This window comes from Burkholderia sp. MSMB1588 (assembly GCF_001546925.1).
Lineage (GTDB): Bacteria > Pseudomonadota > Gammaproteobacteria > Burkholderiales > Burkholderiaceae > Burkholderia > Burkholderia humptydooensis.
The window spans coordinates 3,212,870-3,228,156 of the sequence record NZ_LNJS01000001.1 but is presented as its reverse complement, the minus strand read 5'-3'; the positions used below and the strand labels follow the sequence as shown (position 1 = coordinate 3,228,156).

Here is a 15,287-nt window from a genome sequence, read left to right as displayed (position 1 = left end):
TGCGCGGAGCCTTCGCTCCCCGGCCGCATTCGGCCGGGGCACCCACCGCGACGGGCGGGGTCAGCCGCGGTCGCCGCCTTCCCGATTGCCGGCGTCGTCGTCGGACGGTGCTTCGTCGTCGGTTCCGCCGATCCGGTATTTCTCGGCCGCCCAGGCACCGAGATCGAGCTGTTTGCAGCGGGCGGAGCAGAATGGGCGAAAACGGTTTTCGGGCGTCCAGCGCACTTCCTTGCCGCAGGACGGGCATTTCACGACAGTAGCCATACGGAGATCATCGATGCGGCGCAAGGCCGCCGTTACAGATTGCAGAGCGTGAGCTGGAACGGCACGTCGATGTCGACCGCGCGCGGCCGCACGTCGCCGTCCTGCGCGGTGAAGCGCACCCACAGCATATATTTGTTCGCACTCGCTTCGGGAATCACGCGCAGCTCGTGCGGCACGCGCACCTGCATCAACTGGTACGTGCGCCCGGACAGCATCTGCTGATAGCTGCCCTGCATCGCCATCACCTTCGATGCTTGCCCGGATTCGCGCGCGAGGCGCAGCACGATCATCGCCGCGTCGCGCAGCGGCAGGAGCGGCATCGCCCACTTCGCGATGTCCTGGCGGCGCTGCCCGGCAGGCCACTGCTGCCACGCGTAGTACGACGGGAGATCGAATTTGCAGGTGCCGCCGGGAATGACCGCGCGGCTACGGATGCTCGCGAGCCACTCGTTGTCGATCAGATGCTGGCCGGTCTTGCCCTGCATTTGCGCGAGGTTCGCGAGCGTCTGCTCGATTTCGCCGAGCACTGCTTCGAGCGCGTTCTGCTCGATGCCGGGATTGCCGCGAAACGGCGCGAGCGTCTGGCGCTGGCGTTCGAGTTCCTTCATCAGATCCGATTTCAGATCTGCGCGGCCCGCGACTTCGGCGATTTCGAACAGCGTCGTCAGCGCGACATGATGCTCTCTCGCGTCCTCTTGAGCCACGAAGAACGTAAAGCGTTCGAACAAATCTTCGAGACGCAACAGCGTGCGGATTCGCTCGTTGAACGGATACTCGTAAAGAATCAAGCGCGCTCGCCTCTCGCGTTGGGGGTGACCAAAATTGCAGGGACATTCTAATGCCCACCGTCTACCCTAGCAATCGCGCCATTTTTCAGGGGGCGCGACACGCTGCGCGGTTTCGTGCGCCGGACGCAACATGCGTGCCGCAAGCGCGTCAATTTTGCGCGGCGGCCGCATATTCGAGATAGCGTTGGTGCAGTGCGGCGACTTCGGCCGCGAGCTTGCCGACGGACGCATGGTCGTTGACGATCACGTCGTCCGCGGCGGCGAGACGCGCGTCGCGCGACGCCTGTCGCGCGACGATCGCTTCCACCTGCTCGCGGGCGAAGCCGTTGCGGGACATCACGCGCGCGATTTGCGTCTCGACGTCGCAATCGACGACGAGCACTCGGTCGACTCGCGTCTTCCACGTTCCCGACTCGACCAGCAACGGCACGACAAAGACGACGTACGCGCCTTGCGCCGCGCCCGCCTCGCGCTCGGTTTCTTCGCGGATCAGCGGATGCGTGATCGCTTCGAGCCGCTTGCGCGCGGATTCGTCGCTGAAGATCAGCGCGCGCATCTTCTCGCGATCGAGCGAACCGTCGGCCGCGACGAATTCCGCGCCGAATTCGCGCGTGATGAACGGCATCGCGAGGCCCTGCGGCGCGGTGATGCGGTGCGCGATCAGATCGGCATCGACGATCGTCACGCCGAGCTCGCCGAACAGATTGGCAACGGTCGTCTTGCCGCTGCCGATTCCACCCGTCAATCCCACCGAGAACATGGTTCAGCCTCCGAGCAGCAGGTAGAACGGCGTGCCGAAAAAGAGGGTCGCGGCGCCTCCCGCCGCAAGGAACGGGCCGAACGGCAGCGGCTCCTCGAAGCGCATGCGGCCACGCCAGGTTGCGACGAGACCGACTGCGGCGCCGGCGACCGCGGCGATCAGCACGACTTGCGGCAAGGCTTCCCAGCCGAGCCATGCGCCGAGCGCGGCGAGGAGCTTCAGGTCGCCATAGCCGATACCTTCGATGCCGCGCAGCAATTTGAAGAGCCACAGAATGCACCAGAGAAACAGATAGCCAGCGATTGCGCCGACCACCGCGGCGCGAAGGCTCGCAAACGTGTCCCACAGATTGACGCACAGTCCCGCCCACAGGAGCGGCAGCGTCAGCGAATCGGGGAGGAAGCCGGTTTGCATGTCGATCGCACTCATCGCGAGGAGTGCCGCGCACAGGCCGAACGCGGCGAGCGCGGCGCCGCTCGGCCCGAAGAGCGCGAGCGCGCCGGCGGCGAGCGCGCCGCTCGCGAGCTCGATGAGCGGATAGCGCGCGCCGATCGGCGCATGGCAGCGCCGGCAGCGGCCGCGCAACGCGATATAGCTGAGGACCGGCACGTTCTCCCACGCGCTCAGCACATGGCCGCAATGCGGGCACGCGCTGCGCGGCACGCAGAGGTCGTAGCGCGCCGGCAAGCCGTCGTCGACGGACGGCTCGCCCGTCGCTTCGGCGATTTCGGCGAGCCACGCGCGCTTCATCATGATCGGCAGCCGATGGACGACGACGTTGATGAAGCTGCCGACGACGAGACCGAGCACGATTGCGAACGCAAGCTGCATGCCCGTGGGGAGCGCCGCGAACGCGGCGAGCGGCCCGGCTGCTGCCGCGTGTTCGGGAGGGCCGGTAAAGAACGGATTGGGCGTCATCGAGGCGGTTGGCATCGCGAATGGAGTCGGATTCGGCTGCGATGCTACACCACGTTGCCGAGCTGGACGATCGGCAAGTACATCGCGACGACGAGTGCGCCGATCAGCGCGCCCAGCACGACGATCACGACGGGTTCGCACAGGTTCGCAAGCACGCCGATTTGTTCGTCGATGCGGCGGTCGCAGAGCGTCGCGACGTCGATGAGCATCGTGTCCAGCGTGCCCGATTCCTCGGCGACGGCGATTGGCTGGACGAGGTCGTCGGGAAAGCAGCCTTCGGCGCGCATCGCGCGGGCGAGCCGTTCGCCGTGCTGCAGACGTGCGGCGATGCCGGCCGTCGCGAGATCGAAACGTGGGTTGCCGGTCGCGTTCGACAGTGCGGCGAACGCGTCGGTGAGCGGCGTGCCGGCGGCGAGCAGCGTGCCGAGCGCGCGGCTCCATCGGGCGGCGGCGAGCGTCTGCGCAAGCGGTCCGACGAGCGGCGCGCGCAGCAGCGCCTGCGCAAGCGCAACGCGTGCAGTTGCGGAACGGCGCGCCGCGTGGCGAACGGCAACGCCGGCGAGCAGCGTGGCCGCGGCGGCAGGCGCGCTCCAGCGCGTCACGCTGGCCGACAGCGCCAGAATGAAACGGGTCGGCGCAGGCAGCGTGGCGCCGAAACCCGCGAAGATCTGTTCGAACGTCGGCACGACCCAGATCAGCAACGCCGCGGTGATCGCGAGCGCGAACAGCAGCACGGCGACCGGGTAAGCGAGCGCTCCTCTGACGCGTGCATATTGCGCGGCTGCGCGCTCGCGATCGTCTGCGAGCCGTGCGAGCACGGCGGCGAGCGCTCCCGCGGTCTCGCCGACCGCGACCAGTTGGCAGAAAAACGAGTCGAACTGGCGCGGATAGCGGCGCAGTGCGGCGGAGAACTGCTGTCCTGCGACGATCTCGCGCGCGAGGCCCGCCGCAATGCGAGGCATTTCGCTTCGCCGCGTCGCTTGCGCGAGCAACTCGAGCGACGGCGCGAGCGCGAGCCCCGCGTGCAAGAGCCCCGCGAGCTGCCGTGCGAAACGCGTGACCTCGCTCGCCCGCGCGGTGGGCTGCGGCGCTGTGCCGCGCGCTTCGAGGTGCAGCACAGTGATGCCCGTGCGCTTGAGCGCCGCGCGCGCGGCGGACGGATTGACGGCGACCAGCATGCCGCGGCGTCGCGCGCCGTCGATCGTCACGCCCGCCCAACGGTACCGGGCTTCGGTCGGCATGGCCGGGCTACGCGTGTTCATGTCGCCTCCGTTGCGCCGAGCGCTTCGCTCCAGCTCGTCGTGCCGTCGCGAACGCGGGCGAGCGCCGCATCGCGCAGGCTCGTCATGCCTTCGGCGCGCGCTTGTTGCGCGAGTTCGGCACTGCTTGCGCGCGCGACGATCAGATTGCGCAACTCGACGGACAGCGGCATCACCTGATGGATGCCGATGCGCCCCCGATAACCGATTCCATGACACGCGGCGCATCCCTTCGCGGCATACGGGCGCCAGCCGGCGTCGATCGGCGCGGCGTCGAATCCCGCGGCGCGCAGTACAGCGGGCGATGCGTCCGACGGCGCGCGGCAAGCGGGACACAGGCGCCGCACGAGACGCTGCGCCGTCACGAGCCGCAGTGCGGCGGCGAGGTTATACGGTGCGACGCCGATGTCGAGCAGGCGAGCCACCGCAGCGGGCGCGTCGTTCGTGTGCAGCGTCGACAGCACGAGGTGCCCCGTCTGCGCGGCCTTCAGCGCGACGTCGGCGGTCTGCGCATCGCGTATCTCGCCGACCATGATGACGTCGGGGTCCTGGCGCAGGAACGCACGCAGCGCGACCGCGAAGGTCAGGCCCGCCTTCTCGCGCACGCCGACCTGATTGATCCCGTCGAGCTCGATCTCGGCCGGATCCTCGACCGTGCAGACGTTGCGCGACACGTCGTTCAGCATCTGCAGGAAGCAATACAGCGACAGCGTTTTGCCGCTGCCCGTCGGTCCTGTGACAAGGACGAGGCCGTGCGGCGCGCCGATCGCCGCTTCGACGCCGCGCGCCTGAGCCGCGTCGAAGCCGAGCGCGGCGAGCGACAGATCGGCGGGCAGCGTCTCCAGACGCCGCAGCACGAGCTTCTCGCCATGCAGCGTCGGCAGCGAGCTGACGCGGTAATCGCCCGCGCGCCCCGGCGCGAGCGCGAGCCGCAGCCGGCCGTCCTGCGGCACGCGGCGTTCGGCGATGTCCATCCGCGCGAGCACCTTGATTCGCGTCACGCATGCGTCGCGCAAATGAGCCGGCGGCCGCGCGAATTCGTGCAGCACGCCGTCGATCCGCAGGCGCACGCGCCAGCCGGATTCGCGGGGCTCGACATGGATGTCGGACGCGTCGCGCTCGTGCGCCGCGCGCAGCATGTCGGCGACGATGCCGACCGCGGGCGCGTCGTCGGCGAGCTCGGGATTGCGTGGCCGGGGTGGCGCGATCGCCGCGGCGCCGGGGGCCGCCTGCCGCATGGAAGGAAAAGAAGGGTTGGAGGGCGTTGCGGACATCGGAACCGGCCTCGCGGCCGCCTGCTCGACACGATGAAACGATCATCGCGCGTCGAGCGGGCGGCCGACAGTCGGCCGATCGGCCAACCGCGCCGCGCGTCACGCGCCGGGCGCACGCCCTCCGCGCGGCGTGCGCGGCTTGAACAGCTTGACCGTGCGCACGCCCTGATCTTCGGTGCGCATCACTTCGATCATCACGTCGCCGATCTTCAGGCAGACATCGTCCTCGGGAATTTCCTCGAGCTCTTCGAGGATCAGGCCATTGAGCGTCTTGGGTCCATTGGTCGGCAGGCCGAGGTGCAGCCAGCGGTTCAATTCGCGCAGCGGCATGCTGGCCGCGACGATGCATTCGCCGTTCGCGTCCCAGCCGCTTTTCGAGTTTTCGCTGCGCGGCATGGTCGTCGTGAATTCGCCGATCAGCTCCTCGATGATGTCTTCCGGCGTGACGAGCCCCTGCAGCTCGCCGTATTCGTTGACGACGAGCGCCGTGCGGTGTCGGCTCTCCTGGAAGTATTGCAACTGCTGGAACACCGGCGTGCCGGACGGCACGTAGTACGGCTCCGCGAGCAGCGCGCGCAGCGTCTCGCGATCGAAATCCTGGTTGTGGAGCGCGGCGAGCGTCTTGCGCACGTGCAGCACGCCGAGCACGCGGTCGATGTCGCCCTCGTAGACGACGAGCCGATTGTGATAGCAGGTCTCGAGCTGGTGCAGCACGTCGTCGAGCGGTGCAAGGATGTTGAGCGCCTCGATCTGGCGGCGCGGAATCATCACGTCGTCGACGGTGATGTTCTCGAGATCGAACAGGTTGAGCAGGATGCTGCGGTGCTTGGTCGGCATGAAGCTGCCCGATTCGAGCACGAGCGAGCGCAGCTCCTCGGTCGACAGCCGCTGGTCGCGGCCGGCCTTCGTGTTGATCCGCAACGCGGCGAGGATCGATCCCGCGAGCGTGTTGACGAACCACACGACGGGCATCATCACGCGCATCAGCGGCGCGATCACGACGCTCGCTGGCAACGCGATCCGCTCCGGGAACGTCGCGCCGACGATCTTCGGGGTGATCTCCGCGAACACGATGATGAGGAACGCGACGATGCCGGTCGCGATCGACAGCACGAAGTTGTCGTGGCCGAACGTGCGCAGCGCGATCGACGTCGTCAGCACCGGGATGATCGTGTTGAACAGGTTGTTGCCGATCAGGATCACGCTCAGCAATTGATCGGTCCGCGCGAGGAGGCGCTGGGTCGTTTTTGCGCCGAGCGCGCCGCGGCCCGCGAGATGTTTGAGCCGATGGCGGTTGAGCGCCATCATCGCGGTTTCAGAAATGGAGAAGAAGCTGGAGCAGAGGAGAAGCAGAAAGACGGCGCTGATTTGCGCCCATAAGGGAATTTGGTCCACGCGTCGCAGAGTCGGTGAATGACAGGAATGAAAAAGACTATAGCAGAGGGGCGCGGCCGGTTCGTGTACGGCGCCGCATTGCCCGTGCGGCGGGGCGGCACCGTCGCCGCGCAAAAAAAAACCGCGCATTGCGTGCGCGGTTTTTTACAAATCTGGTCGGGGTGAGAGGATTCGAACCTCCGGCCTCTACGTCCCGAACGTAGCGCTCTACCAGGCTAAGCTACACCCCGATTTGTACTCGATTCGTACTGATTCGTCGCTTCAGTCTAGATCAAGACTGACGCAACGTCGAGTAAAAACATAATTCTAGCAGGCTCTCTTTGAAAACGGAAGTGGGAAATGAAGAAATTGCCGCGGCCGCCGCCTGAGCCTCCTGGCGAGCGCATTCGAGCGTATGGTCGAGGGCGCCCGAACGCGTGATCGCGTCGAAGATCGTGTCGAAGCGGTCGGTGCCGCCGTGCTCGATCGCTTCGCGCGCGAGCGTCGACTGCTCGGGCGTGCCGCGTTCGATCAGATAGATGAGCGGCAGCGTCGGCTTGCCTTCGCGCAGGTCGTCGCCGGCGTTCTTGCCCATCGATTCGGCGGTGCCCGCATAGTCGAGCCAGTCGTCCATGATCTGGAACGCGGTGCCGATCCGACGGCCGTACTCGGCGGCGGCGGCTTCCGTCGGCGCGTCGGCGCCCGCGAGCACCGCGCCGAGCCGCGCGGCGGCCTCGAACAGCTTCGCGGTCTTGTAGCGGATCACCTGCATGTAGCGGGCTTCGTCGACATCGGCGTCGTGCATGTTCAGCAACTGCAGCACTTCGCCTTCGGAGATGATCGTCGTCGCCTCGGACAGAATCTCCATCACGCGCATCTTGCCGACGCCCACCATCATCTCGAACGAGCGCGAATAGAGGTAGTCGCCGACGAGCACGCTTGCCGCGTTGCCGAACAGCGCGTTCGCGGTCTTGCGGCCGCGCCGCAGCTCGGATTCGTCGACGACATCGTCGTGCAGCAGGGTCGCCGTGTGGATGAATTCGACGACGGCCGCGAGCACGTGCTTCTGGTTCGTGTTTTCGCCGAGCGCGCCCGCGACGAGCAGAAGAAGCGCCGGCCGCAGCCGTTTGCCGCCCGCGCCGATGATGTACTCGGCGATCTGGTTGATCAGCAGCACGTCGGACGCGAGGCTTTGCCGAATGACGCGATTCACCTGCTCCATGTCGCTTGCGATCGGGGCGAGCAAGTGGGCGGCGCTGAGGGAGGGGGTGGCAGTCGACGACATGATGATGGAAATGGGTAGTGCCGCGGATTATAAGGCGAATCGCCGTCGAGCCGGGCCGTTGTGCGACCTCATCGCGCGTTTTTCGGCCGTTCGGCCGATGTCCGCGCCACGGTCGGACATAACAGGCGCGGATGAGCTTTGACTGAGGCGCTAACTCTATGTATAATCACGCGTTTTCCGCGCACGGTGCACGGAAAAATGGATCCAGAGTGAGGTTTTCAATGTACGCGGTCATAAAAACCGGCGGCAAGCAGTACAAGGTTGCTGTTGGCGAAAAACTGAAAGTAGAACAGATACCGGCAGACATTGACGCAGAAATCACGCTCGACCAGGTTCTCGCAGTGGGCGAAGGCGAATCGATCAAGTTCGGTACGCCGCTGGTCAGTGGGGCTTCCGTCAAGGCTACCGTCGTATCTCACGGTCGTCATGCCAAGGTCACCATCTTCAAGATGCGTCGCCGGAAGCACTACCAAAAGCACGGCGGCCACCGCCAGAACTACACCGAGCTGCGCATCGACGCGATCAACGCGTAAGCGCCTCCCTCGGTAAAGGAGCAATCAGATGGCACACAAAAAAGCAGGCGGCTCGTCCCGGAACGGCCGCGACTCCGAGTCGAAGCGCCTCGGCGTCAAGGTGTATGGCGGTCAGGCGATCAACGCGGGCGGCATCATCGTGCGTCAACGCGGCACGCGTATGCACGCGGGCGAAAATGTCGGCATGGGCAAGGACCACACGCTCTTCGCGCTGGTCGACGGCCATGTGAAGTTCACGACGAAGGGCGCTGACAAGAAGCACACGGTCGTCGTCGTTCCGGCCGCTGCCTGAGCTCAGGCGCGACGGGCTTCGTAGCCAAAAAAGGCCCCGCGGTGGCAGCGGGGCCTTTTTTATTTTGCGCGCGTCCTGCGCGCAAGCATTCGGCGCGCATCGGCCGTTCGGCCGATTGGTCAAGCGCGGCGTCGCGCGGCACAATAGCAGGAATGGCAGCACATACTGGACGGAGTGACGGATGAAGTTCATTGACGAAGCGCGAATCGAGGTCATCGCCGGGGACGGGGGCGATGGCAGCGCGTCGATGCGCCGCGAGAAATTCGTTCCGTTCGGCGGACCGGACGGCGGAGACGGCGGCCGCGGCGGCAGCGTGTACGTGATCGCGGATCGCAACATCAATACGCTGATCGACTACCGGTATGCGAAGAAGCACATGGCGCGCAACGGCGAGAACGGCCGCGGCTCGGATTGCTACGGCAAGGGCGGCGACGACATCACGCTGCGCATGCCGGTCGGCACCGTCATCAACGACATGGACACGGGCGAGCTGATCGCCGATCTGACCGAGCACGACCAGAAGGTGCTCGTCGCGAAGGGCGGCGCGGGCGGCCTCGGCAACCTGCATTTCAAGTCGAGCACGAACCGCGCGCCGCGCCAGAAGACGGACGGCAAGCCGGGCGAGCGGCGCATGCTGAAGCTCGAACTGAAGGTGCTTGCGGACGTCGGCCTTCTCGGGATGCCGAACGCGGGCAAGTCGACGTTCATTTCGTCGGTGTCGAACGCGAAGCCGAAGATCGCCGATTATCCGTTCACGACGCTCGCGCCGAATCTCGGCGTGGTGCGCGTCGGGCCGGGCAAGAGCTTCGTGATCGCCGACATTCCGGGCCTGATCGAAGGCGCGGCGGAAGGCGCGGGTCTCGGCCACCAGTTCCTGCGGCATCTGCAGCGCACGGGGCTGCTGCTGCATCTCGTCGATCTCGCGCCGTTCGATGAGAGCGTCGATCCCGTTGCGGAGGCGAAGGCGATCGTCGGCGAGCTGCGCAAGTACGACGAATCGCTGTACGAGAAGCCGCGCTGGCTCGTGCTGAACAAGCTCGACATGGTGCCGGAGGACGGGCGCGGCGCGCGCGTCGCCGATTTCATCGAGCGCTTCGGCTGGACGGGCCCCGTGTTCGAGATTTCGGCGCTGACGGGGCAGGGCTGCGAAGGCCTTGTCTACGCGATCTACGACTATCTCGTCGCGCATTCGGAAGCGCATCGCGCCGAGCTCGCGGAGGATCTGGCGTCGGACGTGCGCTTTCGCGACGCGCCGCCCGCAGTTGGCGAGCCGCACGCGCGCGAAGCCGACGCGCCCTGAGCGCCTCGTCCGTCGCAAACGGCGCCGAGCGATTTGCCCGGCGCACGGGATTCAATCGCGCATCACTCAAGGAGACAGCGCACGATGCGTTCGATCATCGCCGATTCGAAGCGCTTGGTAGTGAAAGTCGGCTCGAGCCTCGTGACCAACGACGGCCGCGGGCTCGATCATGACGCTATCGGCCGATGGGCCGCCCAGATCGCCGCGCTGCGCAGCGCGAGCAAGGAAGTGGTGCTCGTCAGCTCGGGCGCGATCGCGGAAGGGATGCAGCGCCTCGGCTGGAGCAAGCGGCCGCGCGAGATCGACGAACTGCAAGCTGCCGCGGCCGTCGGGCAAATGGGGCTCGCGCAGGTGTACGAAAGCCGTTTCGCCGAGCACGGGATTCGCACCGCGCAGATTCTCCTCACGCACGCGGATCTTGCCGACCGCGAACGCTACCTGAATGCGCGCTCGACGCTCCTCACGCTGCTGCGGCTCGGCGTCGTGCCGATCATCAACGAGAACGACACCGTCGTCACCGACGAAATCAAGTTCGGCGACAACGATACGCTCGGCGCGCTCGTCGCGAACCTGATCGAGGGCGACGCGCTCATCATCCTGACCGACCAGCAGGGGTTGTTCACGGCCGACCCGCGCAAGGACCCAGGCGCGACGCTCGTCGCCGAGGCGAGCGCCGGCGCGCCGGAGCTCGAAGCGATGGCGGGCGGCGCGGGCTCGAGCATCGGCCGCGGCGGCATGCTGACGAAGATTCTCGCGGCGAAGCGCGCCGCGCACAGCGGCGCGAACACGGTGATCGCGAGCGGCCGCGAGCGCGACGTGCTCGTGCGGCTCGCGTCGGGCGAGGCGATTGGCACGCAACTGATCGCGCGCACTGCGCGTATGGCGGCGCGCAAGCAGTGGATGGCAGACCACCTGCAGGTGCGTGGCCACGTCGTCATCGATGCGGGTGCGGTCGACAAGCTGACGGCGGGCGGCAAGAGCCTGTTGCCGATTGGCGTCGTCGCCGTGCAGGGCGTGTTCGCGCGCGGCGAAGTGATTGCGTGCGTCGACGATACCGGCCGCGAAGTCGCGCGCGGGATCACCAATTACAGCAGTGCCGAAGCGAAGCTGATCCAGCGCAAGCCGAGCGGCGAGATCGAAGCCGTGCTCGGCTACCTTCTCGAGCCCGAGTTGATCCATCGAGACAATCTCGTGCTCGTCTGACGGCGGCGTGTCGCGTTGCGCGTCGCTCGAAGCGAAAGCAAATGGCAAAAGCCCGCGCGTTGTGACGTATTCGCCTCCGGTCGCCGGCAGGCTGCGTCTGAGCGACGGGCGCAGCCTGCCGCACCCGACGATCAGCGGATCTGATTGAGCTGCGTGCGGTTGTAGCGGATGTTCTCGATGATAGTCGGACGCTTGGCCGCCGGCATCTTGTTCGCGCAGAAGAAGTCCTGATAGAGCGCGGCGTGGTACGCATTCAGCTCGCCATTCTCGATCCGCTGCCAGTCGGTCTCGATCGTGCGGTCCCAGCCGTCGTGGTCGGCGTTCAGGCCCGCGTACTGGCGCCATTCGTAGGTGTCGCAGCGAATGCCTTCGTAATTGACGTTGCGCGCGCCCGCCGGACTCGTCACGACGACGACGTAGCGAACGACGCCATCGGTGCCGACGTCGAGCGACTTCGAATCGACGAAGAACTTGAGCGGCGTGTTCTGCGACACGTTGAACGGCAGCAGATCGCTCGTTTGCGGCAGCGGCGGCAGCTTCTCGACCTTGTTTTCAGTCCATTGCGGCTGACGGTCGAGCAAGTAGACGAACTCGCTATCGTCCTTGTTGGACGGGGTGTTCGAATGGGCGCAGCCGGCCAGCGCGGCGGCCGCGGCAATCGACGCGGCGGCAAGAGCAATCGCTTTCAATATGGGTGCCTCGTAAAAAAGGCGCGGCATCCTTCAATGCCGCGCCTGGTCATGCGTTTTCATTCCCGTCGAACGAGCCTGCGCGTCAGTCGCGCAGAATCAGGCGGGGAGGGATTTCGTCGAGCGCGCTCGCGCCCGGCTCGACTTCCGAACAGACTGCCGACGTGTCGATCGCTGCCGGTGTTTCCGTGGCCGCGTGCCCGTTCGCGACGCGCGGATAGCGCGGCGCGCGCGGACCGCGCGACTTGTCGGAACGCTGCGCCGGGCGGCGCAGGAAACGCGACAGTTCGGTCAACGCCAACTGATACACATCCCGCTTGAACTCGATCACGGCGTCGAGCGGTACCCAGTATTCGTTCCAGCGCCACGCGTCGAACTCCGGATGATCCGTCGCCCGCAGGCAGATATCGCAATCGCGGCCGACCATTCGCAGCAGGAACCAGATCTGCTTCTGGCCGCGATAATGGCCGCGCACTTCGCGCTTGATGAACTTGTCTGGCACCTCATAACGCAACCAGTCGCGAGTGCGGCCGATGATCTTGACGTGTTCCGGCAGCAGCCCGGTTTCCTCGTGCAATTCCCTGTACATCGCCTGCATCGGGGTCTCGCCATACTTGATGCCCCCTTGCGGAAACTGCCAGGAATGCTCGCGGAGCCGCTTGCCCCAAAACACCTCGTTGTGCGCGTTCAAGAGGATGATGCCGACGTTCGGGCGAAAGCCTTCACGATCCAGCATACAACCACCTTCGAATCCTTTAAAATTGCTTTGATTATAAACAGATAACGGGCGTTGCGCACCGGAACGGAGCGAATCCGGGCGGGGCGCGTCAACTACACTGTCCCCGATTTGTCTGGTATGTCATCTGCGCCGCATACCGCGGGGCGCAGCCGTTAATTCACCTTTAGACTTTTTTCGGGCGGCCCGCGTTGGCCGCCGCTAATGGAACCGTTCGCATGAGAGCCTCCCGTTTCTTTATCGGCACCCTGAAGGAAGCCCCCGCCGACGCCGAGATCGTCAGCCACAAGCTGATGGTGCGAGCCGGCATGATCCGCCGCGTCGCCGGCGGCATCTATAACTATCTGCCGGTCGGCTTGCGCTCGATCCGCAAGGTCGAGGCGATCGTGCGCGAGGAGATGAACCGGGCGGGCGCGATCGAACTGCTGATGCCCGCCGTGCAGCCCGCCGAGCTGTGGCAGGAGTCGGGGCGCTGGGAGCAGTACGGTCCCGAACTGCTGCGCTTCAAGGATCGCAAGCAGAACGAATTCGTGATCGGGCCGACGCACGAGGAAGTCGTCACCGACATCGCGCGCAACCAGATCAAGAGCTACCGGCAGATGCCGGTGAACTTCTATCAGATCCAGACGAAGTTTCGCGACGAGATCCGTCCGCGCTTCGGCGTGATGCGCGGCCGCGAATTCATCATGAAGGACGCATACTCGTTCGACAAGGATCACGAAAGCCTCAAGGAGTCGTACAAGAAGATGTACGACGCGTACGTGCGGATCTTCTCGCGGATCGGCCTCGAGTTCCGTCCGGTCGCGGCCGACAACGGCTCGATCGGCGGCAGCGGCTCGCACGAGTTTCACGTGATCGCCGATACCGGCGAGGACGCGATCGCCTATTGCCCGACGTCCGACTTCGCGGCGAACGTCGAGGCGGCCGAGGCGCTGCCGCTGCTCGCGAGCCGGGCGGCGCCCGCCGAGGCGATGCAGAAGGTCGCGACGCCCGGCAAGGCGAAGTGCGAGGCGGTGGCCGAGCTGATGGGCATCCCGCTCGAGCGCACGATCAAGTCGATCGTGCTCGCCACCGACAACGAAGGCGCCGAGCCGACGGTCTGGCTGCTGATGCTGCGCGGCGACCACGATCTGAACGAGATCAAGGCGGCGAAGCTGCCGGGCCTGGCCGGCTATCGCTTCGCGACCGAGGCGGAGATCGTCGAGTGGTTCGGCACGCCGCCCGGCTATCTCGGCCCGATCGGCACGAAGAAGCCGGTGCGCGTGGTCGCCGATCGCACGGTCGCGAACATGAGCGATTTCGTCGTCGGCGCGAACGAGGTCGACTACCACATCGCCGGCGTGAACTGGGGCCGCGATCTGCCGGAGCCCGTGATCGCCGACGTCCGCAACGTGAAGGCGGGCGACCCGTCGCCGGACGGCAAGGGCGTGCTCGACATCTGCCGCGGCATCGAAGTCGGCCACGTGTTCCAGCTCGGCACCAAGTACTCGGACGCGATGGGCGCGACGTTCATCGACGAATCGGGCAAGACGCAGCCGATGGTGATGGGCTGCTACGGGATCGGCATCACGCGGATTCTCGGCGCGGCCATCGAGCAGAACTTCGACGACAAGGGCATTGTCTGGCCCGAAGCGATCGCGCCGTTCGAAGTCGTGCTGTGCCCGATGGGCTACGACCGCAGCGATGCGGTGCGCGAAGCGGCCGACACGCTCTACGCGGATCTCGTCGCGGCGGGCGTCGACGTGATCCTCGACGATCGCGGCGAGCGTCCGGGCGTGATGTTCGCGGATTGGGAACTGATCGGCGTGCCGCACCGCCTCGTGATCGGCGAGCGCGGCCTGAAGGACGGCAAGATCGAGTATCAGGGCCGCCGCGACGCCGAAGCGACGCTGCTGCCCGCCGATTCGGCCGCGACGGCGGTCGCCGAAAAGGTCCGCGCGGCGCTCGCTCGCTGATCGCCGGCCGTCGACGAAGCGGAGGAGCGCGGTGGAGTCGAATTTCCTGTCGGCGACGGTGCTCCTCGTTCTCATCACCGATCCGCTCGGCAACATCCCGCTCGTCATCGCGGCGCTGCGGGACGTGCCGCGCGAGCGTCGCGTGAAGGTGATCCTGCGCGAAGTCGCGATCGCGTTCGTGATCCTGCTGTTCTTCATGGTCGTCGGCGACCGCTTTCTGCGGATGATGAGCCTGACCGACCTGTCGATGCGGATCGGCGGCGGGATCGTGCTGTTTCTGATCGCGCTCAGGATGATCTTTCCGCATCCGGACGGCGCGCTCGGCAACGATCCGCGCGCGGGCGGCGAGCCGTTCATCGTGCCGCTCGCGATTCCGGCGCTTGCCGGACCGTCGGCGCTCGCGACGGTGATGCTGCTCACGTCGCAGGCGCCCGGCAAGATGCTCGAATGGGCCGGCGCGCTGACCGTGACGATGCTCGTCTGTGCGTTTACGCTCGTGCTTGCCGAACGGATTCAGCAGTGGCTCGGCGAGCGCACCGTGATCGCGTTCGAGCGGCTGATGGGGCTCGTGCTCGTCGCGATTGCCGTCGAGATGATGATGGCGGGCATCCGCGCGTTCGTTCGCCAGTTATGACGAACCGGCGGGGCAACCGGTCG

At 66.2% G+C, this 15,287-nt stretch carries 17 protein-coding genes and 1 tRNA gene; 7 read left to right on the top strand and 11 right to left on the bottom strand.

All coding sequences use genetic code 11. The annotated features are described in order from the left end of the window. Positions 1-60: 60 nt before the first annotated feature. From WS92_RS26450 to WS92_RS26420, 7 genes are all read right to left on the bottom strand, one after another. Entirely contained in the window at positions 61-264 is a 204-nt protein-coding gene (locus tag WS92_RS26450; protein WP_006025163.1) for a DNA gyrase inhibitor YacG, read from the bottom strand. A 32-nt stretch (positions 265-296) separates the two neighbouring features. Further along, on the bottom strand, positions 297-1,052 hold the full coding sequence (gene zapD / locus WS92_RS26445) for a cell division protein ZapD (protein WP_006025164.1): 756 nt from the start codon (positions 1,050-1,052) through the stop codon (positions 297-299). 148 nt (positions 1,053-1,200) lie between these two features. Continuing rightward, a complete protein-coding gene (gene coaE, locus WS92_RS26440; RefSeq protein ID WP_006025165.1) occupies positions 1,201-1,812 on the bottom strand; it encodes a dephospho-CoA kinase in 612 nt (203 codons plus the stop codon). Between the two features lie 3 nt (positions 1,813-1,815). Further along, on the bottom strand, positions 1,816-2,730 hold the full coding sequence (locus tag WS92_RS26435) for a prepilin peptidase (RefSeq protein WP_006025166.1): 915 nt from the start codon (positions 2,728-2,730) through the stop codon (positions 1,816-1,818). 44 nt (positions 2,731-2,774) lie between these two features. Then, complete coding sequence (locus tag WS92_RS26430) at positions 2,775-3,992, bottom strand: type II secretion system F family protein (RefSeq protein ID WP_015601624.1); 1,218 nt, start codon at positions 3,990-3,992, stop codon at positions 2,775-2,777. Then, positions 3,989-5,263, bottom strand: a complete 1,275-nt coding sequence (locus WS92_RS26425; RefSeq protein WP_045554819.1) for a GspE/PulE family protein — start codon at positions 5,261-5,263, stop codon at positions 3,989-3,991. Before WS92_RS26425 ends, WS92_RS26430 begins: the two co-directional genes overlap by 4 nt. A gap of 99 nt (positions 5,264-5,362) precedes the next feature. Continuing rightward, complete coding sequence (locus tag WS92_RS26420; protein WP_231748940.1) at positions 5,363-6,571, bottom strand: HlyC/CorC family transporter; 1,209 nt, start codon at positions 6,569-6,571, stop codon at positions 5,363-5,365. A 105-nt stretch (positions 6,572-6,676) separates the two neighbouring features. On the opposite strand from WS92_RS26420, the gene WS92_RS35980 reads away from it, so the two are divergent. Continuing rightward, complete coding sequence (locus tag WS92_RS35980) at positions 6,677-6,823, top strand: hypothetical protein (protein WP_171845243.1); 147 nt, start codon at positions 6,677-6,679, stop codon at positions 6,821-6,823. Here the strand turns inward: WS92_RS35980 and WS92_RS26415 are convergent. Both WS92_RS26415 and WS92_RS26410 read right to left on the bottom strand, forming a co-directional pair. Then, positions 6,812-6,888: transfer RNA gene (locus WS92_RS26415), tRNA-Pro, on the bottom strand. The two genes, WS92_RS35980 and WS92_RS26415, sit on opposite strands and share 12 nt — an antisense overlap. A gap of 41 nt (positions 6,889-6,929) precedes the next feature. Next, complete coding sequence (locus WS92_RS26410; RefSeq protein WP_059931104.1) at positions 6,930-7,922, bottom strand: polyprenyl synthetase family protein; 993 nt, start codon at positions 7,920-7,922, stop codon at positions 6,930-6,932. A gap of 221 nt (positions 7,923-8,143) precedes the next feature. Here WS92_RS26410 and rplU point away from each other — a divergent pair, with 221 nt between their 5' ends. The 4 genes from rplU (at position 8,144) to proB (ending at position 11,250) form a co-directional block, all read left to right on the top strand. Then, positions 8,144-8,455 (top strand): 50S ribosomal protein L21, encoded by a 312-nt coding sequence (rplU, locus tag WS92_RS26400; RefSeq protein ID WP_006025184.1) that lies wholly within the window; start codon positions 8,144-8,146, stop codon positions 8,453-8,455. Between the two features lie 28 nt (positions 8,456-8,483). Further along, positions 8,484-8,747: a 50S ribosomal protein L27 gene (gene rpmA, locus WS92_RS26395; protein WP_006025185.1), complete on the top strand. Its 264-nt coding sequence runs from the start codon at positions 8,484-8,486 to the stop codon at positions 8,745-8,747. Positions 8,748-8,928: 181 nt separating this feature from the next. Beyond that, on the top strand, positions 8,929-10,047 hold the full coding sequence (gene cgtA, locus WS92_RS26390; protein WP_015601317.1) for an Obg family GTPase CgtA: 1,119 nt from the start codon (positions 8,929-8,931) through the stop codon (positions 10,045-10,047). Positions 10,048-10,131: 84 nt separating this feature from the next. Beyond that, positions 10,132-11,250 (top strand): glutamate 5-kinase, encoded by a 1,119-nt coding sequence (gene proB, locus WS92_RS26385; protein WP_006025187.1) that lies wholly within the window; start codon positions 10,132-10,134, stop codon positions 11,248-11,250. Between the two features lie 131 nt (positions 11,251-11,381). Here proB and WS92_RS26380 read toward each other — a convergent pair whose 3' ends face one another. After that, positions 11,382-11,939 carry a CNP1-like family protein gene (locus WS92_RS26380; RefSeq protein ID WP_015601058.1) on the bottom strand — a complete coding sequence of 186 codons (558 nt, stop codon included), beginning with the start codon at positions 11,937-11,939 and terminating at the stop codon, positions 11,382-11,384. Between the two features lie 85 nt (positions 11,940-12,024). Next, positions 12,025-12,675 (bottom strand): RNA pyrophosphohydrolase, encoded by a 651-nt coding sequence (locus tag WS92_RS26375; RefSeq protein WP_015600224.1) that lies wholly within the window; start codon positions 12,673-12,675, stop codon positions 12,025-12,027. Between the two features lie 218 nt (positions 12,676-12,893). Between WS92_RS26375 and WS92_RS26370 the strand changes: the two genes are divergently transcribed. Both WS92_RS26370 and WS92_RS26365 read left to right on the top strand, forming a co-directional pair. After that, positions 12,894-14,630: a proline--tRNA ligase gene (locus WS92_RS26370; RefSeq protein ID WP_009917153.1), complete on the top strand. Its 1,737-nt coding sequence runs from the start codon at positions 12,894-12,896 to the stop codon at positions 14,628-14,630. 31 nt (positions 14,631-14,661) lie between these two features. After that, positions 14,662-15,264 carry a MarC family protein gene (locus WS92_RS26365; RefSeq protein WP_006025191.1) on the top strand — a complete coding sequence of 201 codons (603 nt, stop codon included), beginning with the start codon at positions 14,662-14,664 and terminating at the stop codon, positions 15,262-15,264. The last annotated feature ends 23 nt before the right edge of the window (positions 15,265-15,287 follow it).